This is a genomic window from Streptomyces sp. NPDC008137 (genome assembly GCF_042957035.1).
Classification (GTDB): Bacteria; Actinomycetota; Actinomycetes; order Streptomycetales; family Streptomycetaceae; genus Streptomyces.
Window position 1 is genome coordinate 1 of the sequence record NZ_JBIBHN010000050.1, and the last position, 20,661, is coordinate 20,661.

Sequence of the window (20,661 nt, forward strand, 5' to 3'; positions counted from 1 at the left end):
CACCCGCTCTCTCCGGGCCGCTCGCTCGCTTCTCACCCGTGCTGGAGCGAGGTGAGTCAAGGGTCGGCCGCAGGCCGATCGGCGAAGCCGACGCGCAGCGCCCTTTACTCGGCTCGTGGAAGCACAACACTGGCAAAGAAGCGGGCGGCCCCGACAGTTTCGTGTCGTCAGGCCGCAGTCGGAGGAGCACTCACGGCGCCGGCTCCGCCCGCTGCGCCCAGGTCGGCCGCCAGGTCTCGCCCTCCGTGAGCCGGGGCTGCGCCGCCAAGTGGTCGCGCAGGGTGGCCAGGCCAGGGTGGGGGTTGTCCGGGCGCCAGAGCAGGGAGTGCGGGTAGACCGGGGTCGGGTTCCGCAGGGGGACGAGGCGCAGGTCGTGGTCGGTCGGCCAGACGAGCGGGGTGCGTTCGCTGAGGAACGTCGCCACGGTCGGGGAGTCCGCGATGGTGTCGAGGAGGGCCTCGATGCCGAAGTTGGGGCCGATGGTGTCGATGGTCGGGCCGAAGGTCGCGGCAAGTTCGTCGTAGTACGCGGCCCACTCCGTGCCGGGCTCGTTGCCCGGCATCCAGATCCGGTGCCCGGCCAGTTGCGCGGGTGTCACCGAGGCGGCCCGGGCGAACTCGTGGTCGGGGCCGACGCACAGGCGCAGCGGCTCGTCGAGGACCGGGACGGCCTCGACGCCGTCGGGGAGCCGGCGCCCGGGCATGGTGACGGCACGGAACGTGGCGTCGACGGCCCCGTCCCGCACGGCGGTCAGGGCCGTATCGGCGCCGAACAGCGTGACGACGTCCAGGGCGATCTCCGGATGCGCCAGGTGGAAGTCCCGTACCAGCCCGGCCGTGGCGACCCTGCGCCCCACGACGTCCACCCGTAGCGCACGGTCCCCGGGGCTCACGGCGGCCACCGCCCACTCCTCGGCCTGGAGCAGAGCCCGGGCGTGCGGCAGGAGCGCCTGCCCGTCGATGGTGAGCTCCGCTCCCCGTGGCGTGCGCACCAGCAGCCGCACCCCGAGGTCCTTCTCCAGCGCGGCGATCCGCTTGGAGACGGCCTGCTGAGTGAGGGCCAGATCCGCGGCGGCCAACTGGAACTGCCCGGAGTCGGCGATCGCGACGAAGGCTCGTACGGCTTTGAGGTCCACGCCCGCACTCTAGGAGTACGACCTGCGGCCCGGGCCCCCGCGCCACGACCACCGCCGCACCGGCTCCCTCGCCCCCAGCACCCCCACCAGCACTGCGCCGGTCAGCACCACCGCCCACCGATCATGTGCCGCCGCCCACCGATCGTCCTGCACTGGCACGAACAGCGCCCACCGCCCTGGCCAGAACAGCAGAGCCAGCACCGCCGAGGTCAGCAGACCACTCGCGACCCGCGCCCCGGGCCGTGTGAGATCGGTGCGGCGCACCGCGACCACCGCGGCGGTCACCGCCAGGGCGAAGGCCGATCCGGCCTCCAGCGTGATGTCGGCAACCGGCGGGCGTATGTCCTTCGGCACCAGAAGCAGCGCCACCGTCCACCAGGCCGCCACCACCGGGAGGAGGAGTGCCGCCCGCAGTCCGGTGCGGACCGGGCGCGGGGTCGGCACCGTGGACGTGGTGTGCCGGGCCGGGTCGTCCAGCAGGAACACCAGGCCCATCGCGAAGGCCAGGATCGCCGCCCGGAGCAACGGCAGCGCGACCCACTCCCCCGCTTCGCCGGTGGCCCGGGTCAGCGCGGCCATCAGCAGCCCCGTCGCACCGGCCGCTCCCACCAGCCCCAACGGCAGGGTCCGGCAGACGGCGACGGCCAACTCCCCGCTCAGTCGAGACACTTGTCGTCCCCTTCGGGTGCGGCAACGCCCAGCAGTTGCGCGGCCCGGGCCGCTGTCACCTTCGGCTCGGTCAGCTCGGCCCAGTTGTCCTTCACGCGGGCCGTGACCTCGCCCCGGGGCCGCGCCAGCAGCTCGCGCAGCACCTCCGTCTGGGCCTCGGTCATGTACAGCCCGTCCGTCGGCTGGAGCACGAGGGCTGAGCCGGTGTCGCTGTCGTCGAGGCGGACGCGCCGCAGGGCGGCCATCGGGTCGGACTCCCAGCCCAGGGCAAGCCACATCACGGTGACGATGCGGCCGTCGCAGATCGAGGTCGAGGCCTTCTCATCGCCCGCGACCAGCACTCCGGCGACGGCGGCCGAGAACTCGGGGACGCGGTTGCCGCCCCACCGGGTGCCCACCGTCACCTCGTGCGGACGCTCCAGCGGCGTCAGCGCACTGTCGCTGGAGAGGCCGTCGCGGGCCTCGATCCGCTGCCGCACGACGATCTTCTGGTCCTGTGCGGCGCCCCCGGCCAGGGACCGCACCCGGTCCACCACCCCGGCCCAGTCCCCGACCCGTGGCCCCCATTCGGGGAACGCGCAGTACGTCGACCCGTCCCGCCGGACGCATGACTGCACCTGCTCCGGGGTGGCCGAGGCCCGTTCGCGAGCCCGGACCAGGTCAGGGGATGTGCCGCCCGTCTGGGTCATCCCGCCCACCAGCGTCATGGCCAGCGCCCCGGCGATCCCCGCCACGACCACCGGCCTGCGGCCCCCGGCGACCAGCACCGCCGTCAGGCCCGCGCACAGCGCCAGCCCGGCCAGGTACAAGGCGTGCCAGCCCGCGGGCCGGCCCAGCAGGTCGGACGGGAGGGTGTTGTTGGTGGCCTCGACGACGACCGGCAGCAGCCAGCGGCTCCCGTCGTCGCTCGTGCCCCAGAAGAAGAGGAACAGGAACAGGGAGAACACGACCAGCAGCGGTGCGGCGAGAGACGACCGTATGAGGCCTGCCATGAGGAGCCCGAGAAGCCCTGCCAGCAGCACGGTCAGCGGGCCCACGAGCAGTTCGCTCACCGAACCGTGCCCGATCGCGTCGGGCCGGAGAGCCTCCCGGCCGAACTGCGCGGCCACGCACACGGCGGTGAGCAGGGCCGCGGCCAGGGCCGACAGCGCGTGGGCGACCGTGCGCCGCCACGGGGGCATGACCAGCACCGCGAAGTGCGGTTCCGTCCCGTGCCGCCGGGAGCGCAGCGCGGCGCGATTGACGCACAGCAGCACGGTGAGCCCGACGAGCATCGGCGCGCTCTGGGTGGCGCGGTCGGCGTCCTGGAGGGCGGGATAGCCGCCCCAGTCCTTCCCCGTGCGCCACACGGTCCAGCCGATGTAGACCAGGAAGGCGATGAGCATCGGCAGCATCGTCAGCAGCCGGCGCGTCTCGAACCCGGCCAGGGCGATCACGGCGGCCCACGGCCGAGCGCCCTCGGCCCGCTCGTCGGACGCGACCGGCTTCTCCATCACCGCGGTCATGCCGCCACCTCCACGGCGTCTCCGTCGAGGGTGAGCAGATAGCCGTCCTCCAGGGTGGGTTCGAGGAGCTCGGCGCCCTCCGGCGGATCTCCCACGTTCCGGAAGGTCCCGGTGCCCGTGCGCCATCCCGCCTTCGCGCCCGGGTCCCGCTCCGCGCTGCTCCACACCCGCCCGGCGGCCCGCGCGGTCAGCTCGGCCGGGGTGCCCTCGAACCGCACCCGGCCGCCGGCCATCACCAACACTCGGTGGCAGAGCATCGCCACGTCCTCCGTCTGGTGCGTGGACAGCAGCACCGTGCGCCCCTCCCCGGCACTCGCGATCAGCTCCCGGAACCGCATGCGCTGTTCGGGGTCGAGCCCGACGGTGGGCTCGTCGAGGACGAGGAACCCGGGGTCACCGACCAGGGCGGCGCCGAGGGCGACCCGCTGCCGCATCCCGCCGGACAGCTTCCGGATCCGCTTCCCGCGTACGTAGGTGAGTCCCACCTCGTCGAGCACCCGCCGCACCTCGCGGTGCCGGGCGGACCGGCCGGTCATCTCCTTCAGGATCGCCACGTAGTCGACGAACTCGAAGGCCGTGAAGTCCGGGTGGAACCCCGGCGTCTGCGGCAGATAGCCCAGTCGGCGCCGCACCTCCTGCCGGCCCCGCGCGGTGCCCGGGTCGTGCCCGAGCACGGTGAAGGCGCCCCGGTCTGCGGGCAGGGCCGTGGCGAGGACCCGCAGCAGCGTGGTCTTGCCTGCCCCGTTGGGCCCGAGCAGCCCGGTGACGCCGGCGGTCAGCCGCAGCGACACGTCGTCGAGGGCGCGGGTGCCTCCGTAGCGGAGGCTGAGCCCGGAGGCGGACACGGTCGGGGTCATGCGGCACGTCCCTGGAAGAGGTCGAATCGGTCACGGAGCAGAAAGAGCAGCCCGGCGGCGAGCGCGGCGACCACCGCCGCGACGCCCTGCCCGGCCACGGTGAACGGCGCGAGGGGCGTCTGCGCGCCCGCTCGCAGCGCGTCGGCCAGCACCAGCAGCCCGACCCAGGCCCCGCCCACCAGGGACGGCGCGAGCACCGGCCCCAGCCGGGGCGTCAGCGCGAGCCCCGTCGCGGTGAGCGCGAGGGCGGGCAGCAGCCAGGCCAGCGCACCCAGCCCGTACGCGGGCAGGGCGAGGGTCGCCAGCCCGTTCAGGCCCAGCACCACGCCCAGCACGGCCACTGTCCGGATCATCAGCAGCCGGAACCCGTGCATCGGCGCGACGACGGCCATCTCGTACGTCGGATCCAGCGCGGGCCCGTACGACAGCGCCACCCCGGCCAGCGGCAGCAGCGGCGCGAGTGCGAGGAACAGCGTCGGGGACTGCCCGCCCCGTACGAGATGCCCCGCCGCCACGCTCAGCAGCAGCACGGCGACGACGGCCCCCAGCCAGGACCGCCGCAGCACCGGCGCCGCCGCCAGCAGCCTCGCGGTGTGTCCGGGCACCCCGAGCCGCACGAGCAGCGACTCCAGCACCCCCGCCCGGGGCGCGTCCAGCTCGGCGTCGAGCCGCTCCCACCCCGCGTCGAGGGCGACCGGGTCACTTACCTCACCCAGCGCCTCCCGGCACCGGGCGCAGGCCCCCAGGTGCGCATCGGCGGACCACAGAGCCGGCGCCGCCAACTCCCCCCGCGCATAGGCGCGCAGGTCCTCTTCCGGCACATGCCAACTCATGCCAACGCCTCCCGCAACTGCTTGCGAGCCCGCATCGCCCGCGTCTTGACCGTCCCCGGCGGAATCCCGAGCAGTACGGCCGCCTCCCGGGTGCTGAGCCCGTCGATGACCGTCGCCTGCAGCACCGCCCGCAACTCCGGCGACAACCGGACGAGGGCTCCGGCGAGGTCCCCGTGCTCCACGCCCGCGAGCACGCGTTCCTCCGCCGACGCCTCGTCCCGGTGCCGCAGCCGCGCCAGGGCCTGGCGCAACCGCCCCCGTGCCCCGTCACCGCGCAGCGCGTCCACCAGCCGTCGCGATCCGATGCGCCACAGCCAGCCCGCCACATCGACGTCCTCTCGATAGCGGGCCTTGCCCCGCCACACCGCGAGGAACGTCTCCTGTACGACGTCGTCGACGACCCCCGGATCGGCGCACCGCCCCCGCAACCGGGCCCGGAGCCACGGCGCGTACCGCCGGTACAGCTCCTCGAAGGCACGCCGGTCGGCATCCGCGGCGATGGCCCGCAGCAGCTCCCCGTCGCTTCTCGTTTCGCTCACATCTCCTCATCGGACCGGCCCGCGCGATCGGTTCACGAAACCACGCACGACTTTCCCGGCCCCTTGGCCGCACTCGCCTTTCCGGCACTGGCCACACTCGCCTTCTCCACCCCCTGGCCACACTCGCCGGCCGGTCCTGGCCACATTCGCCTCTGCCAGCCCCTGGCCGCACTCGCCCTCGCGCACCGCCCGGGCTACGGTGGCCCCAGTCCCCGTCCAACCCCAGCCCAGCCGCGGCGCCAGCCCAGCCGCGGCCGCAGCCCCGGCCCCGGGCCCCGGCCGTCCCCCTTCTGGCCCCTCCCGCACCCGCAGACACTCCTGGCACGCCGGGACACCAAGGGACACCAAGGGACACCAGGACCATCCACAGCCTGTGGGCAACCGCCGCACCGCCCGCTGAACCCCCGCGAGCCGCCCCCCGCTATCCCGCACGTCATGTCTCCGTAACCATCGATTCAGACGAGCTTGCGACAGTCGGCCAATGAATCCCGCCGTGCCAGAGCCTTCGCCACCCCGAGAGGGGCCTGCGGGGAACGGGAACACTCATGTGACGCCCCCGCTCCCTCCCGCGCTGTCCGACGCGCCCGTGATGCTCGCGGCGCGGAAGAATGGGTCCATGAGCCAGCCGAACACCCAGGCACAGGTCCAGCACGCGCAGCCCTCCGTGGGCTCCATCGCGGCGCACCGCCCGCACACCATCGCGGCGGCCGTCTCCGACCTCGAACCCGACATCGACGCCGATCTCGACGCGTACGAGGAGTCGCCGCACGACGGGCCCCAACTGCCGCAGGGCCGGTTCCTCGACCGGGAGCGCAGCTGGCTCGCGTTCAACGAGCGCGTTCTCGAACTCGCCGAGGACCCGAACACCCCCCTGCTGGAGCGGGCCAACTTCCTCGCGATCTTCGCCAGCAACCTGGACGAGTTCTTCATGGTCCGGGTGGCCGGTCTGAAGCGCCGTATCGCCACCGGCGTGGCCACCCGCTCCGCCTCCGGCCTCCAGCCCCGCGAGGTGCTGGAGATGATCTGGGCCCGGTCGCGCGAGCTCATGGCCCGGCACGCCGCCTGCTACCACGAGGACGTCGCCCCCGCACTCGCGGAGGAGGGCATCCACCTGGTCCGCTGGAACGAGCTGCAGGAGAAGGAGCAGGCCCGCCTGTTCACCCTGTTCCGGCACCAGATCTTCCCGGTGCTGACCCCGCTGGCGGTCGACCCGGCGCACCCCTTCCCGTACATCTCCGGCCTGTCCCTGAACCTGGCCGTCGTCGTACGCAACCCGGTCACGGGCCACAAGCACTTCGCCCGGGTGAAGGTGCCGCCGCTGCTGTCCCGCTTCCTGGAGAGCTCCCCGGGCCGCTACGTCCCCATCGAGGACGTCATCGCGGCCCACCTGGAGGAACTGTTCCCGGGCATGGAGGTCCTGGAGCACCACGCCTTCCGCCTCACCCGCAACGAGGACCTGGAGGTCGAGGAGGACGACGCGGAGAACCTCCTCCAGGCCCTGGAGAAGGAGCTCATGCGGCGCCGCTTCGGGCCCCCGGTGCGCCTGGAGGTCGAGGAGTCCATCGACCGCGAGGTCCTGGACCTGCTGGTGCGCGAGCTGAAGATCAGCGAGGCCGAGGTCTACCCGCTGCCGGGACCGCTGGACCTCACGGGCCTGTTCCGGATCGCCACCCTGGATCGCCCGGAGCTGAAGTACCGCAAGTTCGTCGCCGGCACCCACCGCGACCTCGCCGAGGTCGAGTCGGCGTCCGCGCCGGACATCTTCGCCGCGCTCCGCGAGCGGGACGTCCTGCTGCACCACCCGTACGACTCGTTCTCCACCTCCGTCCAGGCCTTCCTGGAGCAGGCGGCCGGCGACCCGGACGTCCTCGCGATCAAGCAGACCCTGTACCGGACCTCGGGCGACTCCCCCATAGTCGACGCCCTCATCGAGGCCGCCGAGTCCGGCAAGCAGGTGCTGGTCCTGGTCGAGATCAAGGCCCGCTTCGACGAGCACGCCAACATCAAGTGGGCGCGCAAGCTGGAGGAGTCCGGCTGCCACGTGGTCTACGGCCTGGTCGGCCTGAAGACCCACTGCAAGCTGTCGCTGGTGGTCCGCCAGGAGGGCGAGACGCTCCGCCGCTACAGCCACGTCGGCACCGGCAACTACCACCCGAAGACGGCCCGCCTCTACGAGGACCTCGGCCTGCTCACGGCGGACCCACAGGTCGGCGCGGACCTCTCGGACCTCTTCAACCGCCTCTCCGGCTACTCGCGCCGGGAGACCTACCGCCGTCTCCTGGTCGCCCCCAAGTCGCTGCGCGACGGCCTGGTCTCGCGGATCGCCAAGGAGGTCCAGCACCACCGTGCGGGACGCCCCGCGCACGTCCGCATCAAGGTCAACTCGATGGTCGACGAGGCCGTCATCGACGCCTGCTACCGCGCGTCCCAGGCGGGCGTGCCGGTCGACGTGTGGGTGCGCGGCATCTGCGCGCTGCGCCCGGGCGTCGCGGGCCTGTCGGAGAACATCCGGGTCCGCTCGATCCTCGGCCGCTTCCTGGAGCACTCCCGGGTGTTCGGCTTCGGCAACGGCGGCGAGCCGGAGGTGTGGATCGGCAGCGCCGACATGATGCACCGCAACCTCGACCGCCGGATAGAGGCCCTGGTCAGGGTCACCGACCCGGCCCACCGGGCAGCGCTGAACCGGCTGCTGGAGACCGGCATGTCCGACGGCACCGCCTCCTGGCACCTCGGCCCGGACGGCGACTGGACCCGGCATGCGACCGACACGGACGGCCAGCCCCTGCGCAACGTCCAGGAGATGCTCATAGACGCGCGGAGGCGCCGGCGTGGCACAGCGACACCTTGACCCGACGACCCCCCTGGCAGGCCCCGCCCCCACCGGGGACGCCCTCGCGGGCTACCTGCGGGCCCAGGCCACGGAGTTCCTCCGGGCGCTGCGCCTGCACCGCGAGACGGGGTCGGGCGCGGGCGGCTCGGAGGGGTCCGCCGACGCGGCGCGGGCCCTGCGCCGCTCGGCCCGCCGTATCAGCTCCAGCCTGCACACGTTCCAGTCCCTCCTGGACACGGACTGGTGCGAGGGCATGCGCCCGGAACTGGCCTGGGTTTCGGGAACCCTGGCCATGGAACACGCGTACACCTCCCGTCTGGAGCGCCTGCTGAACGCGCTGCACCGTCTGTCGGGCTCCACGGCGTTCCCGGCCCAGCCGGCAGGCGCGGCGGCACCCGCCAAGGCCGGTGCCCCGGCCCACCCGGCCCCGGCACCGGAGCGCGGCAACCTCACCGTGGGAGCGGCGAAAGCGGGCGCCCTGCTCGACCGGCAGCTCAACCTGGCCCGCACCCGGGCGCACTCCACGGCCCTGCAGGCCCTGGGCAGCAGCCGTTTCCACGCCATCGCGGACAAGGTCGCGGTCCTGGCCAGCGAGGTCCCCCTCACCAAGACGGCCGCCACCAGCGACCTCCGCCCCCTCGCCACGGCGGCGGAGGGCCGTCTCACGGACGCCGTGGCCGCCCTCCCTCTGGTCACCGCGGGCAACCCGTACAACGCCTCGGCGCTCGTCCACGGCCTGTCCCCGGACACCGTCCCGCACCCGCAGGACGCCCCCTGGCACCAGGTCCGTCTGCTCCTGCGCCTGCACCGCTACGCCCGCGAGGCCCTGAGCGGCGAGCCGGGCGGCAACGCCGTCGTCGAGCTGCGCCTGCTCTCCGCCGGCCAGGCCCTGAACCGCCATCGTGACGCCTCGGAGGCGGCGGCAGCGGCGGCCCAGGCGGCCCGTACCCCCCGCATCGCCCCCGCGACGGCGTACGCGCTCGGCGTGCTCCATGCCGACCAGCGGCACGAGGTGGAGGCGGCCCGATTCGCGTTTCAGCAGTGCTGGCAGAAGGAAACCGTCGGCACGTCATGACCGGCCACGCCACCGAGGAGGCGGTCAGGTGAGCTCCCCCGACGACACCACTGTTCAGGCGGCGGGCTGCGTCCTGTGGCGCAGTTCCCCCGTCACGGGCGAGCTGGAGGTCTGCCTCGTCCACCGGCCGAAATACGACGACTGGTCCTGGCCGAAGGGCAAGCTCAAGCGCGGCGAGGAGGCGCTCGCCGGTGCCCTGCGCGAGGTGGCGGAGGAGACGGGCTGCCGGGCCGTGCCGGGCGCCGAGCTGCCCACCCAGCACTATCTGGCGAACGGCCGCCCCAAACGGGTCCGCTACTGGGCGGCCGAGGCGACGACCTGCGACTTCTCCCCGACGGACGAGGTGGACCGGGTCCTGTGGCTGACACCCGACGCCGCCCGCGCCCGACTGACGCAGCCCCACGACCGTCCCCTGGTCGACGCGCTGCTCGCGTTACCCGCGCCGGAAAGCGGAACCCGCACGTTCTCTCCCCGTAAGCGTTCCGTGACCTAACCACACCTTCGACAGGGGTTCACCCCTCGTTCATTTATGGCCATAGGCGGCTTCACCTGATCTGCCTAATTTCAGCCTTACCCGACGCGAACCGCGCCTGCCGCGTGCCAGCGTCGCGCGTCATCCGGACTCCGCATGCCGCCGAATCAGGACGGCGGCTCCTGGAAGGAACTCAAGTGAAGCTTCAGCGCATGAACCGGCGGGCCCTCGCTCTCGGTGCTCTCGCCGTCTCCGGCGCCCTGGCCCTCACGGCGTGCGGCTCCGACGACACGGGCACCAGCAGCGGCGGCTCGTCCGCGGCCGCCAAGCCGGGCAGCATCAAGTGCGACGACGCCAAGGGCCAGCTGCTGGCCGACGGCTCGTCCGCGCAGAAGAACGCGATCGACGCGTGGGTCAAGCAGTTCGCCGTCGCCTGCCAGGGCGTGCAGATCAACTACAAGGGCGGCGGCTCCGGCGCCGGCGTCACCGCGTTCACCCAGGGCCGCGTCGCCTTCGCCGGCTCCGACTCGGCGCTGAAGCCCGACGAGGTCACCGCCTCCAAGAAGGTCTGCTCCGGCGGCCAGGGCATCGACCTGCCGATGGTCGGCGGCCCGATCGCGGTCGGCTACAACGTCAACGGCGTGGACAACCTCGTCCTCGACGCCTCGACCCTGGCGAAGATCTTCAACAACGAGATCACCAACTGGAACGACCCGGCGATCAAGAAGCTGAACCCCGAGGCGAAGCTTCCGGACCTCAAGATCCAGGCGTTCCACCGCTCGGACGACTCCGGCACCACGGACAACTTCACCAAGTACCTGATGGCCACCGCCAAGAAGGACTGGCCCTACGACGGCGGCAAGACCTGGCAGGCCAAGGGCGGCCAGTCCGCCGCCGGCTCCTCCGGTCTCGCCCAGCAGGTGAAGCAGACCAACGGCGCCATCAGCTACTTCGAGCTGTCGTACGCCAAGGACGGCATGAAGACCGTCGACCTCGACACGGGTGCCGCCCAGCCGGTCAAGGCCACCGTGGAGAACGCCACCAAGGCCATCTCCGAGGCCAAGGTCGTCGGCACGGGCAAGGACCTCGCCCTGGAGCTGAACTACGGCACCAAGGCCGAGGGCGCCTACCCGATGGTCCTCGTCACGTACGAGATCGTCTGCGACAAGGGCAACAAGTCCGACACGCTGCCCGCCACCAAGGCGTTCCTGCGCTACATCGCCTCCGAGGAGGGCCAGAAGGTCCTCGCCGAGAACGACTACGCGCCGATCCCCGACGACATCATCGCCCAGGTCCGCACCACCATCGATGGCCTGAGCTGATCCGAGTGCGGCCCGGTCTCCCTCCAGGGACCGGGCCGCACCGTCCGGTGCACCGCCGCCAGTGGCCGTACCTCGCGTACGGCTCCGCAGAGCCGCCGCACAGCGCGCACGGCTCCGCAGACCGGAGAACCTGATGGACACATCAACGCAGATAACCGACGCACCGCCCCCCGCACCACAGCCCGCCGTCGACAAGCGCGCCGCGCGCGGGGTCACCCGGCCCGGAGACCGGATCTTCCTGGGGCTCTCCCGCGGCTCGGGCATCCTGCTGCTGGTGATCATGGCCGCGATCGCGGCCTTCCTCACCTACCGCGCCTCCCTCGCCATCAGCAAGGACGAGGGCAACTTCCTCACCACCTTCCAGTGGGACACCAACGCCGTCCCGCCGGTCTTCGGCATCGCCGTCCTGGCCTTCGGCACGGTGGTCTCCTCGATCATCGCCATGGTCATCGCGGTCCCGATCGCCGTCGCCATCGCGCTGTTCCTGACGCACTACGCCCCGCGCCGGCTGAGGGGCCCGATCGCCTACGTGATCGACCTGCTCGCCGCCGTGCCGTCGATCGTGTACGGCCTCTGGGGCGCACTGATCCTCGTGCCGCACATGAACGGCCTCTTCGGCTGGCTGAACGACTACCTCGGCTGGACGGGCGTCTTCTCCTGGGAGGGCGGCCCCGCCCGCTCGATGCTGACCGTCGGCATCCTGCTCGCGATCATGATCCTGCCGATCATCACCAACGTGAGCCGCGAGGTCTTCCGCCAGGTCCCGCAGATGCACGAGGAAGCGGCCCTGGCGCTCGGTGCCACCCGCTGGGAGGTGATCCGCATGGCGGTCATCCCCTTCGGCCGCTCCGGCGTCATCTCCGCGTCGATGCTCGGCCTCGGCCGCGCCCTCGGCGAGACCATGGCCGTCGCCACCGTGCTCTCCCCGACCTTCGACATCCAGGCCAGCCTGCTCGACCCGGGCGGCGGCACGTTCGCGCAGAACATCGCCAGCAAGTTCGGTGAGGCCAGTGTCTTCGGCCAGGACGCCCTGATCGCCTCCGGTCTCGTCCTGTTCGTCATCACCCTGCTGGTCAACGGCGCGGCCCGCGCGATCATCGCCCGCCGCAAGGAGTACTCGGGGGCCAACGCATGAGCACCGCAACCGTCAGCCCCAAGGGCCCCAGCACCCTGCGCGGCGCCCGCCTGCCCAAGTGGGCCCCCTACGGGATCGCCGTCGGCTCGATCGCCGTCGCGATCGGCATCGGCCTCGCCGCCGGCCTGCACAGCCGCGTCCAGTGGGGCCTGATCGCCGCGATCCTCTACGTCGTCGGCACGTACGCCATCGCCACGGCCGTCGAGGGCAAGCGACAGGCCAAGGACCGCATCGCGACCTCCCTCGTCTGGGTCGCCTTCCTGCTCGCCGTCATCCCGCTGGCCTCGCTGGTGTGGTCGACGATCACGCGCGGCGTGAAGGTCCTCGACGTCTACTTCCTGACGCACTCCATGGGCATCGTCGCCGACACCGAGCCCGGCGGCGGTATCTACCACGCCATCCTCGGCACCCTGGAGCAGGTCGGTCTCGCCACGGTGATCGCCGCGCCGATCGGCGTGCTCACCGCGATCTACCTCGTGGAGTACGGCCAGGGCAAGCTCTCCAAGGCCATCACGTTCTTCGTCGACGTCATGACCGGCATCCCGTCGATCGTCGCGGGTCTGTTCATCCTCAGCCTCATGCTGATCTTCGAGATGCAGCCCTTCGGCTTCGCCGGCTCGCTGGCCCTGGCCATCCTGATGATGCCGGTGGTCGTCCGTTCCACGGAGGAGATGCTCAAGCTCGTCCCGAACGAGCTGCGCGAGGCCTCCCTGGCGCTCGGCATCCCGAAGTGGCGCACCATCCTGAAGGTGGTCCTGCCGACCTCCATCGGCGGCATCACCACGGGCATCATGCTGTCGATCGCCCGCATCGCCGGCGAGACCGCCCCGGTCCTGCTGCTGGTGTGGGGCAATCCCCTGATCAACCCGAACCCGTTCGAGGGTGCGCAGGCCTCGCTGCCGCTGTACATCTACCAGCAGTGGGCCAACAGCGCGGGCTCCGGCGCGGCGTACGACCGTGCCTGGGCGGCGTCGCTCACCCTGATCGCCTTCGTGATGATCCTGAACCTGGTGGCCCGCGGGATCGCCCGCTGGAAGGCCCCGAAGACCGGTCGCTGACGCGGCCACAGCGACTGTCTGAGTCTGGAAGTGAAGAAGTAATGGCCAAGCGAATCGACGTAAGCGGACTGACCGCCTACTACGGCTCCCACAAGGCGATCGAGGACATCTCGATGACCGTCGAGCCGCGCTCGGTGACGGCGTTCATCGGCCCGTCCGGCTGCGGCAAGTCGACGTTCCTGCGCACGCTGAACCGCATGCACGAGGTGACGTCCGGCGGCCGGGTCGAGGGCAAGGTCCTGCTGGACGACGAGGACCTCTACGGCTCGGGCATCGACCCGGTGTCCGTGCGCCGCGAGGTCGGCATGGTGTTCCAGCGGCCCAACCCGTTCCCCACGATGTCGATCTTCGACAACGTGGCTGCGGGGCTGCGCCTGAACGGCAGCTACAAGAAGAGCGAGCTCTCCGACATCGTCGAGAGGTCCCTCAAGGGCGCGAACCTCTGGAACGAGGTCAAGGACCGCCTGAACAAGCCCGGCTCGGGCCTCTCCGGCGGCCAGCAGCAGCGCCTGTGCATCGCGCGGGCCATCGCGGTCGAGCCGAACGTCCTCCTCATGGACGAGCCCTGCTCGGCGCTCGACCCGATCTCGACCCTCGCCATCGAGGACCTGATCGGCGAGCTGAAGGAGCGCTTCACGATCGTCATCGTGACGCACAACATGCAGCAGGCGGCGCGCGTCTCCGACCGCACGGCGTTCTTCAACCTCGCGGCGGTCGGCCAGCCCGGCAAGCTCATCGAGATCGACGAGACGGAGCGCATCTTCTCCAACCCGTCGGTCCAGGCCACGGAGGACTACATCTCCGGCCGCTTCGGCTGATCCGGCCCCGCCGAGACTCCTCGCGGTGCTGCATGGCGGTGCCACCGCGAGGCCGAAAAAGGGCCCGCCCCTGCTCCCAGGGGCGGGCCTTTTCACGTACACGAGCTGCGGGCACGCGCGCCGCCGCCGCTGCGGGCATGCGCACCGCCCCAGCTGCGGGCATGCGTGCCGCTAAGGGCGGCACGGGTGGGCGGTGGGGGTCCCCCCGCTCGAGCGAAGCCGAGAGTGGGGGAGGCACCCCGCTACGCCGGGCTGCGAAAACTCCCGCCCCCAGCACCGACGCCGAGCACCGGCTACAGAAACGCCAGATTCACGATCCCGAACGACGCCGCAGCCACCAGCGCAGCCGCCGGCATCGTGATGAACCACCCCAGGATGATGTTCTTGGCGACACCCCACCGCACGGCGTTCACCCGCTTCGTCGCGCCCACGCCCATGATCGCGGACGTGATCACATGCGTCGTGGAGATCGGCGCCTTGAACAGGAACGCCGTGGTGAACATGATCGACGCGCCCGTGGTCTCGGCGGCGAACCCCTGCGGCGGATCCAGCTCGATGATCTTCCGCCCCAGCGTCCGCATGATCCGCCAGCCACCGGCGTACGTACCCAGCGACAGCATCACCGCACAGGCGATCTTCACCCACACCGGAATGGGATCGCCGTAGTCCTCGACATCCGCGATGACGAGCGCCATCACCACGATGCCCATCGTCTTCTGCGCGTCCTGCAGACCGTGACCCAGCGCCATACCCGCCGCCGAGACGGTCTGGGCTATGCGGAAACCCCGCTTGGCCTTGTGCGGGTTGGCCTTGCGGAAGATCCACATGATGGCGGTCATCACCAGGTAGCCGGCCAGCAGACCGACCACGGGGGAGATGAACATCGGGATGACGACCTTCTCCAGCACCCCGCTCCAGTAGACCGTCGTCCCGCCGGCCAGCGCGGCGCCGACCATGCCGCCGAACAGCGCGTGCGAGGAGGACGAGGGCAGCCCGAAGTACCAGGTGATGAGGTTCCAGACGATGGCGCCCACCAGCGCGGCGAAGAGGATCCCCATCCCCTTCGACCCGACGGGCGTCTGGATCAGCCCCTCACTGACGGTCTTGGCGACCCCGGAGCCCATGAACGCGCCGGCGAGGTTCATCACCGCGGCCATGGCCAGCGCGGCCTTCGGCGTCAGTGCCCGCGTCGACACGGACGTGGCGATCGCGTTCGCCGAGTCGTGGAAGCCGTTGGTGTACGTGAAGAAGAGCGCGACCCCGATGGTCACGACCAGAGCGAAGGTGTCCATGTAGGGCTCAGGACTCCTTGACGGCGATGGTCTCCACCGTGTTCGCCACGTGCTCGAACGCGTCCGCCGCCTCTTCCAGCACGTCCACGATCTGCTTCAGCTTGAGGACCTCCATGGCGTCGTACTTGCCGTTGAAGAGGTGCGCGAGCAGCTTGCGGTGGATCTGGTCGGCCTGGTTCTCCAGCCGGTTGACCTCGATCCAGTACTCGGTGAGGTTCTCCATCGTCCGCAGGTGCGGCATGGCTTCGGCCGTCAGTTCGGCGGCGCGCGCCAGTACCTCGATCTGCTGGTCGACGCCCTTGGGCAGTTCCTCGACGTTGTAGAGGACGACCAGGTCGACGGCCTCCTCCATGAAGTCCATGATGTCGTCGAGGGACGAGGCGAGGGAGTAGATGTCCTCGCGGTCGAACGGCGTGATGAACGAGGAGTTCAGCTGGTGGAAGATCGCGTGCGTGGCATCGTCACCTGCGTGTTCCGCTGCCCGCATACGCTCTGCGATCTCGGCCCGGGCGGATGCGTCCGCCCCGAGCAGTTCCATCAGGAGCTTCGAGCCCGTGACGATGTTGTCCGCGGAAGCGGCGAACATGTCGTAGAAGCTCGTCTCCCTGGGGGTCAGACGAAAGCGCACGTGGGGTCCTCGGGGTGCTTCGGTTTCGGTCAGGCCGATGCTAGGCGCATCATCCGGCCACGGCTATCGGGCCGCCCCCCAGTGTCGCCCATCATGCACAGTGGTGAGCACGGGGGCGGTCCGAGGGGCCGTATACCCGGCAAAGTTCGGTACCATATACCCACTAGGGGTATATGTCGGCCCGCTGCTCACCAGGAGGACCCGATGACGGACGTGACCGACGCCACCGATGTCGGAAATGTCACCGACGCCGGTGTTCACGGGTACCACAAGCAGAAGGACGAGCACCTCAAGCGCCTGCGCCGCATCGAGGGCCAGATCCGCGGACTGCAGCGCATGGTCGACGAGGACGTCTACTGCATCGACATACTCACGCAGGTCTCCGCCTCCACCAAGGCCCTGCAGTCCTTCGCCCTGCAGCTGCTGGAGGAGCACCTGCGCCACTGCGTGGCGGACGCCGCCCTCAAGGGCGGAGACGAGATCGACGCGAAGGTCAAGGAGGCGACCCAGGCGATCGCCCGCATGATGCGGACCTGAGCCGGCCGTCTCCTGTCATCTCCTGGAAGCCGAGGCGTCCCGCTCCTCGGCCACCTTCAGCACCTCGTCGATGCTCTGCAGACTGAGCCGCTCCTCGTGCGCGGTCGAGGCCGCGATGATCAGCTCTCCGCACAGCTCGATCTCGGCGAGGGCCACGTAGTCCCTAACTGCCGTACCGCCGACCGGAGCCACGTGCATCACCTCGTCTCTGCCGTTACCGACTTCCTAGAGTAGGGAGCGGCCTACACACCGCGCATGGCACGGACGGGCTAGTTCACGCCGGTCAGTTCTCGGCGATCTTGCCCGCGTAGATGTCGTCGCCGTCCGGCAACCGTACGCGCACCGAAGCCCCGAAATCGTAGAGCAGCGTGGTCGACGCGACGGCGACGGGGCTCTTCTGCTGCCCACCGACGAAGCTGAACCGGTGCCTGACCTTGCGGATGCGGCCCTGGTCGTCGAGGTAGACGTCGAACGGCACCTCGGCCGTGGCGAACCCTTTCGCCGCCGCGGCCAGGGCCCCCTTGTTGCCGCCGGAGGCGCGCTTCGCGGCGGCACCGAGATCGGCCGTCCCCCGGTAGTGCCGCACCCCGGTGCCCGCGACCTCGGTCCTGCCCACGTACCGCGCCGACCGCGTCCCGCGCAGCACCTCGGCCGCCGCGAACGGATCGGTGGCCCCGCCGGTGACAAGGTTCCCGTCGGACAGGGTCCGGGTGTCCACCCGCACCCACTTGTCCGGCGGCACACCGGCACCCCGGTTCTTCATGAACAACGCCCCGGGCGCGAGCAGTTCGGTGATGGGCCGGTGCTCCATGGCCCCCGCGGGATCCTGCGGCAGCAGCACCTTCAGCCGCCCCATCCGCTCCCGGTAGTCGTAGACCCCGGCGCCCCGGATGGTCACCCGGGTGCCGCCGGACGCCATCTCCATCGACGTACGGGCCTTCGAACTCCCCGCCTCCACCAGCCGGTCGGCGGCCCGGTGCAGCACGGAGACCGCGTCCCCGCCGCGGGAGTCCCCGGCGGCCGCGTCACCGCCCGAACACCCGCCGGCCCCCAGCCCCGCCCCGGCCACGATCACGGCGACGACCGCCGCACCCGTCCGCCTGTGCCACCGTTCCCGCTGCCGCCCAGTCATCGCCTGCCTACCCCCAGCCGGTACGTCCGTCACGGGCCCCCTCGTTGTTCCGGATAACGACGGGTATGTGCCCCCCGTCACGCGAGCAAGCGGCCGCCGCCATGCGAACCCTTTACCTGGGGTGGGTAACGTGGTCCGCGTGGCGCAGCAGGAGGGGCCTGAACACCTCACGAGCACAACGGAGAAGGGCCGCTTCTGCATGGCCCACTGCACCTGCGGCTGGCGAGGCCCGGCCAGAAGAGCGAGAAGCCAGGCCCGTACGGACGCGGAGAAGCACGCGGCGGGCTGACAAGGCCGGACACCATGGAACCCCAACCTCCACGGCCCCGTCTCCCACGACGGAACCACCGGGAGGCCCCATGGAACGGCGTACATTCCTCGCAGCCGGCACGGCGGGCATCGCCGCAGCCGCAACCCCCTTCACCGCCGCCTGCACGAAGTCGGACACCGGCTCCGGGGCCAGAGCCACCGCGAGGACCGCGGCCACCTCCACGAGGTCGAACGTCACCGCCGCCAACTGGTCCGCCCTCGCCCGCGACCTCGACGGCCCCCTGGTCCGCCCGGGCGACTCGGCCTGGACCACGGCCCGGCAGCTCTACAACACCCGCTTCGACACCCTCAAGCCCGCCGCGGTCGCGTACGTGGACCACCCGGACGACATCCGCACCGCCCTGGCCTACGCCCGCTCCCACTCCTTGCGCGTGGCGATCCGCAACGGCGGTCACTCCTACGCCGGCTGGTCCTCCGGCGACGGCCGCCTGATCATCGACGTCTCGAAGCTCAACCGCGTCCGGGCCTCCGGCAGCACCGCGGTGGTCGGCGCCGGCGCCAAACTCATCGACGTCTACCGCGCCCTCGCCGCGAAGGGCGTCACGATCCCCGCCGGCTCCTGCCCCACCGTCGGCGTCTCCGGCCTCACCCTCGGCGGCGGACACGGCGTGGTCTCCCGCGCGTACGGCCTGACCTGCGACAGCCTCACCCAGGCCACGCTGATCACCGCGGACGGCAAGCAGCTCACCGCCGACGCCCGCGAGAACAAGGACCTCTTCTGGGCCCTGCGCGGCGCAGGCAACGGCAACTTCGGCGTGGTGACGGAGCTGCGCTTCAAGACCCACCCGGCACCGCAGGGCGTCTCGGCGTATCTGTCCTGGCCCTCGACGAAGGCCGCCGCGGTGGTGAAGGCCTGGCAGGAGTGGGGCCCGTCACAGCCCGACGAGATCTGGTCGTCCCTCCACCTGGCGAGCGCCGCCGGCGGCAGGCCGACCGTCTCCGTCGCGGCCTTCTCCCTCGGCACCTACGGCGAACTCAAGAACGCCGTCGACCGTCTCGCCGACCGCGTCGGCGCCCCGGCGAGCAGCGTCTCCCTGAAGCGGCGCTCCTACGAGGAGTCGATGGAGGTGTACGCCGGCTGCTCCTCGTTCCCGACGGACGCCCAGTGCCATCTGCCCGGCTCGACCCCGGGCCGCTCCCCGAAGGGCGCGCTGGGCCGCGAGACGTACGCCGCGGCGTCGGACTTCTTCGACCGCTCCCTCTCCGCGGCCGGCATCCGCACGCTGCTGGCGCAGATCGGCTCGGTACGCGGCGGCACGGGCAGCATCGCCCTCACCGCCCTCGGCGGAGCGGTCAACCGCGTCTCCCCCACCTCCACGGCCTTCGTCCACCGCCGCTCGCGCATGCTGGCCCAGTACATCGCCGCCTGGCGCCCCGGCACGACGGGCACCACGGCCCGCGACTGGCTGGCCTCGGCCCACAAGGCCATGCGCCCCCACGCCTCCGGCGCGGCCTACCAGAACTACACGGACCCGACCCTGACGAACTGGCGCAAGGCGTACTACGGAGACGCGGCCACCCGCCTGACCAAACTGAAGAACCAGTACGACCCGAACCGCTTCTTCACGTATCCCCAGGCGCTGTAACGCCCCCGCTGCGGGCATGCGTGCCTCCCCCAGTGCCTCAAGGGCCTGGGAGGTGCCCCCATGGGCGGCACGGGTGGGCGGTGGGGGTCCCCCCGCTCGAGCGAAGCCGAGAGTGGGGGAGGCACCCCGCAACGCCGGGCTGCGAAAACCCCCCGCCCCCAGCACCAACACCCAGCACTAGGCGGCAAGATCCCGCTCAGAAGCAGCCCGCTCCCGCCGAGCCCCGGGAATCACCGCACTCTCCCCGTCACCAACCCCACGCCCACGAGCCCGCACCAGCCACCCCACCCGAGGCGACCGCTCAACCGCCCGCACCACCGGCGTCAGCAACGCCATCGCCACCGGCGACAACAGCAACGCCACAGCCGTCCCCAGCGCGAACCCGCCCACGACATCCGTCGGATAGTGCACACCCATGTAGACCCGGATGAACCCACCGAACACCGCCAGCACCAACGCGACGAGCCCGAACTTCCGGTGAGCGACGAACAGCCCCACCGCCATCGCCATGACGATCGTCGCGTGGTCACTCACGAACGAGTAGTCGGTCTTGCCGGAGACCAGCACCTCAAGCCCCTGATGGTCGAGGAACGGCCGCGGCCGCTCCACGAACCCCCGTATCGGGACGTTCACCAGCACGGCGATCCCCGCCGCCAGCGGCGCCCAGACCAGTGCCGCGACGGAGGACGCCGCGTCCTCGTCCCCCCGGCGCCGCACGGTCCACCAGCACCAGACCACGAGCAGGACGATGGCGAGCAGCAGCCCGTACTCGCCCACGTACTCCATGACGCGGTCGAGCCACCCTGGCGCGTCCTTGGCCAGGCCATTGATGTCGTACAGCAGGTCGACGTCAGGGTTCGACCCGGATTCGGCGAGTCCAGCCATGGTGCTGCGGCCCCTTCGTCGTC

The 20,661-nt window shown here is 71.2% G+C and carries 20 protein-coding genes; 9 read left to right on the top strand and 11 right to left on the bottom strand.

Annotation, left to right across the window (positions count from 1 at the left end; all coding sequences use genetic code 11):
- Positions 1–190 precede the first annotated feature (190 nt).
- The 6 genes from ACFZBT_RS39315 to ACFZBT_RS39340 are packed head-to-tail and all read right to left on the bottom strand — an operon-like array spanning position 191 to position 5,538.
- Positions 191–1,135, bottom strand: coding sequence for a LysR family transcriptional regulator (locus tag ACFZBT_RS39315; protein ID WP_391114873.1), 945 nt, complete (start codon positions 1,133–1,135; stop codon positions 191–193).
- Between the two features lie 9 nt (positions 1,136–1,144).
- Positions 1,145–1,804: an ABC transporter gene (locus ACFZBT_RS39320; RefSeq protein ID WP_391114876.1), complete on the bottom strand. Its 660-nt coding sequence runs from the start codon at positions 1,802–1,804 to the stop codon at positions 1,145–1,147.
- Positions 1,792–3,309 (bottom strand): ABC transporter permease, encoded by a 1,518-nt coding sequence (locus ACFZBT_RS39325; protein ID WP_391114879.1) that lies wholly within the window; start codon positions 3,307–3,309, stop codon positions 1,792–1,794. The genes ACFZBT_RS39320 and ACFZBT_RS39325 overlap by 13 nt, the downstream gene beginning before the upstream one ends.
- The gene (locus ACFZBT_RS39330) at positions 3,306–4,166 is read right to left on the bottom strand and encodes an ATP-binding cassette domain-containing protein (RefSeq protein WP_391114882.1); all 861 of its coding nucleotides are present in this window, start codon (positions 4,164–4,166) and stop codon (positions 3,306–3,308) included. Before ACFZBT_RS39330 ends, ACFZBT_RS39325 begins: the two co-directional genes overlap by 4 nt.
- The gene (locus tag ACFZBT_RS39335) at positions 4,163–4,999 is read right to left on the bottom strand and encodes a zf-HC2 domain-containing protein (protein ID WP_391114884.1); all 837 of its coding nucleotides are present in this window, start codon (positions 4,997–4,999) and stop codon (positions 4,163–4,165) included. The genes ACFZBT_RS39330 and ACFZBT_RS39335 overlap by 4 nt, the downstream gene beginning before the upstream one ends.
- Positions 4,996–5,538 (bottom strand): sigma-70 family RNA polymerase sigma factor, encoded by a 543-nt coding sequence (locus tag ACFZBT_RS39340; RefSeq protein ID WP_391114887.1) that lies wholly within the window; start codon positions 5,536–5,538, stop codon positions 4,996–4,998. The genes ACFZBT_RS39335 and ACFZBT_RS39340 overlap by 4 nt, the downstream gene beginning before the upstream one ends.
- 481 nt (positions 5,539–6,019) lie before the next feature.
- Between ACFZBT_RS39340 and ACFZBT_RS39345 the strand changes: the two genes are divergently transcribed.
- The 7 genes from ACFZBT_RS39345 to pstB all read left to right on the top strand — a co-directional run bounded on the left by ACFZBT_RS39345 (position 6,020) and on the right by pstB (position 14,248).
- Positions 6,020–8,386, top strand: a complete 2,367-nt coding sequence (locus tag ACFZBT_RS39345; RefSeq protein WP_391114890.1) for an RNA degradosome polyphosphate kinase — start codon at positions 6,020–6,022, stop codon at positions 8,384–8,386.
- Positions 8,367–9,443, top strand: a complete 1,077-nt coding sequence (locus ACFZBT_RS39350) for a CHAD domain-containing protein (RefSeq protein WP_391114893.1) — start codon at positions 8,367–8,369, stop codon at positions 9,441–9,443. Before ACFZBT_RS39345 ends, ACFZBT_RS39350 begins: the two co-directional genes overlap by 20 nt.
- Before the next feature lie 28 nt (positions 9,444–9,471).
- Positions 9,472–9,936, top strand: a complete 465-nt coding sequence (locus ACFZBT_RS39355) for an NUDIX domain-containing protein (protein WP_391114896.1) — start codon at positions 9,472–9,474, stop codon at positions 9,934–9,936.
- 176 nt (positions 9,937–10,112) lie between these two features.
- Positions 10,113–11,237 (top strand): phosphate ABC transporter substrate-binding protein PstS, encoded by a 1,125-nt coding sequence (gene pstS / locus ACFZBT_RS39360; protein WP_391114898.1) that lies wholly within the window; start codon positions 10,113–10,115, stop codon positions 11,235–11,237.
- A gap of 133 nt (positions 11,238–11,370) precedes the next feature.
- The gene (gene pstC / locus ACFZBT_RS39365) at positions 11,371–12,372 is read left to right on the top strand and encodes a phosphate ABC transporter permease subunit PstC (protein ID WP_391114901.1); all 1,002 of its coding nucleotides are present in this window, start codon (positions 11,371–11,373) and stop codon (positions 12,370–12,372) included.
- A complete protein-coding gene (gene pstA, locus ACFZBT_RS39370) occupies positions 12,369–13,430 on the top strand; it encodes a phosphate ABC transporter permease PstA (RefSeq protein WP_391114904.1) in 1,062 nt (353 codons plus the stop codon). The genes pstC and pstA overlap by 4 nt, the downstream gene beginning before the upstream one ends.
- A gap of 41 nt (positions 13,431–13,471) precedes the next feature.
- A complete protein-coding gene (gene pstB / locus ACFZBT_RS39375; RefSeq protein WP_215120530.1) occupies positions 13,472–14,248 on the top strand; it encodes a phosphate ABC transporter ATP-binding protein PstB in 777 nt (258 codons plus the stop codon).
- A gap of 293 nt (positions 14,249–14,541) precedes the next feature.
- Here the strand turns inward: pstB and ACFZBT_RS39380 are convergent, their stop codons facing one another.
- Positions 14,542–15,540, bottom strand: coding sequence for an inorganic phosphate transporter (locus ACFZBT_RS39380; protein WP_215120529.1), 999 nt, complete (start codon positions 15,538–15,540; stop codon positions 14,542–14,544).
- 7 nt (positions 15,541–15,547) lie between these two features.
- Positions 15,548–16,168: a DUF47 domain-containing protein gene (locus ACFZBT_RS39385; protein WP_059418711.1), complete on the bottom strand. Its 621-nt coding sequence runs from the start codon at positions 16,166–16,168 to the stop codon at positions 15,548–15,550.
- 204 nt (positions 16,169–16,372) lie between these two features.
- Between ACFZBT_RS39385 and ACFZBT_RS39390 the strand changes: the two genes are divergently transcribed.
- Positions 16,373–16,705: a metal-sensitive transcriptional regulator gene (locus tag ACFZBT_RS39390; protein ID WP_376393397.1), complete on the top strand. Its 333-nt coding sequence runs from the start codon at positions 16,373–16,375 to the stop codon at positions 16,703–16,705.
- A 15-nt stretch (positions 16,706–16,720) separates the two neighbouring features.
- On the opposite strand, the gene ACFZBT_RS39395 is transcribed toward ACFZBT_RS39390, so the two are convergent.
- Both ACFZBT_RS39395 and ACFZBT_RS39400 read right to left on the bottom strand, forming a co-directional pair.
- Positions 16,721–16,903 (bottom strand): hypothetical protein, encoded by a 183-nt coding sequence (locus ACFZBT_RS39395; protein ID WP_391114909.1) that lies wholly within the window; start codon positions 16,901–16,903, stop codon positions 16,721–16,723.
- 85 nt (positions 16,904–16,988) lie between these two features.
- Complete coding sequence (locus ACFZBT_RS39400) at positions 16,989–17,837, bottom strand: hypothetical protein (protein ID WP_391114912.1); 849 nt, start codon at positions 17,835–17,837, stop codon at positions 16,989–16,991.
- 359 nt (positions 17,838–18,196) lie between these two features.
- Between ACFZBT_RS39400 and ACFZBT_RS39405 the strand changes: the two genes are divergently transcribed.
- Positions 18,197–19,753: an FAD-binding protein gene (locus tag ACFZBT_RS39405; protein ID WP_391114914.1), complete on the top strand. Its 1,557-nt coding sequence runs from the start codon at positions 18,197–18,199 to the stop codon at positions 19,751–19,753.
- A gap of 177 nt (positions 19,754–19,930) precedes the next feature.
- Here the strand turns inward: ACFZBT_RS39405 and ACFZBT_RS39410 are convergent, their stop codons facing one another.
- Positions 19,931–20,638: a phosphatase PAP2 family protein gene (locus tag ACFZBT_RS39410; protein WP_391114921.1), complete on the bottom strand. Its 708-nt coding sequence runs from the start codon at positions 20,636–20,638 to the stop codon at positions 19,931–19,933.
- Positions 20,639–20,661 lie beyond the last annotated feature (23 nt).

Excerpts from the sequence above, each read along its gene's own strand:
- ACFZBT_RS39325 (WP_391114879.1), bottom strand. The coding sequence starts at position 3,309 with ATGACCGCGGTGATGGAGAAGCCGGTCGCGTCCGACGAGCGGGCCGAG.
- ACFZBT_RS39335 (WP_391114884.1), bottom strand. The coding sequence starts at position 4,999 with ATGAGTTGGCATGTGCCGGAAGAGGACCTGCGCGCCTATGCGCGGGGG.
- ACFZBT_RS39330 (WP_391114882.1), bottom strand. The coding sequence starts at position 4,166 with ATGACCCCGACCGTGTCCGCCTCCGGGCTCAGCCTCCGCTACGGAGGC.
- ACFZBT_RS39380 (WP_215120529.1), bottom strand. The coding sequence starts at position 15,540 with ATGGACACCTTCGCTCTGGTCGTGACCATCGGGGTCGCGCTCTTCTTC.
- ACFZBT_RS39395 (WP_391114909.1), bottom strand. The coding sequence starts at position 16,903 with ATGCACGTGGCTCCGGTCGGCGGTACGGCAGTTAGGGACTACGTGGCC.
- ACFZBT_RS39345 (WP_391114890.1), top strand. The coding sequence starts at position 6,020 with ATGAATCCCGCCGTGCCAGAGCCTTCGCCACCCCGAGAGGGGCCTGCG.
- ACFZBT_RS39400 (WP_391114912.1), bottom strand. The coding sequence starts at position 17,837 with ATGACTGGGCGGCAGCGGGAACGGTGGCACAGGCGGACGGGTGCGGCG.
- ACFZBT_RS39390 (WP_376393397.1), top strand. The coding sequence starts at position 16,373 with ATGACGGACGTGACCGACGCCACCGATGTCGGAAATGTCACCGACGCC.
- ACFZBT_RS39405 (WP_391114914.1), top strand. The coding sequence starts at position 18,197 with ATGGAACGGCGTACATTCCTCGCAGCCGGCACGGCGGGCATCGCCGCA.
- pstB (WP_215120530.1), top strand. The coding sequence starts at position 13,472 with ATGGCCAAGCGAATCGACGTAAGCGGACTGACCGCCTACTACGGCTCC.
- pstC (WP_391114901.1), top strand. The coding sequence starts at position 11,371 with ATGGACACATCAACGCAGATAACCGACGCACCGCCCCCCGCACCACAG.
- ACFZBT_RS39410 (WP_391114921.1), bottom strand. The coding sequence starts at position 20,638 with ATGGCTGGACTCGCCGAATCCGGGTCGAACCCTGACGTCGACCTGCTG.
- pstA (WP_391114904.1), top strand. The coding sequence starts at position 12,369 with ATGAGCACCGCAACCGTCAGCCCCAAGGGCCCCAGCACCCTGCGCGGC.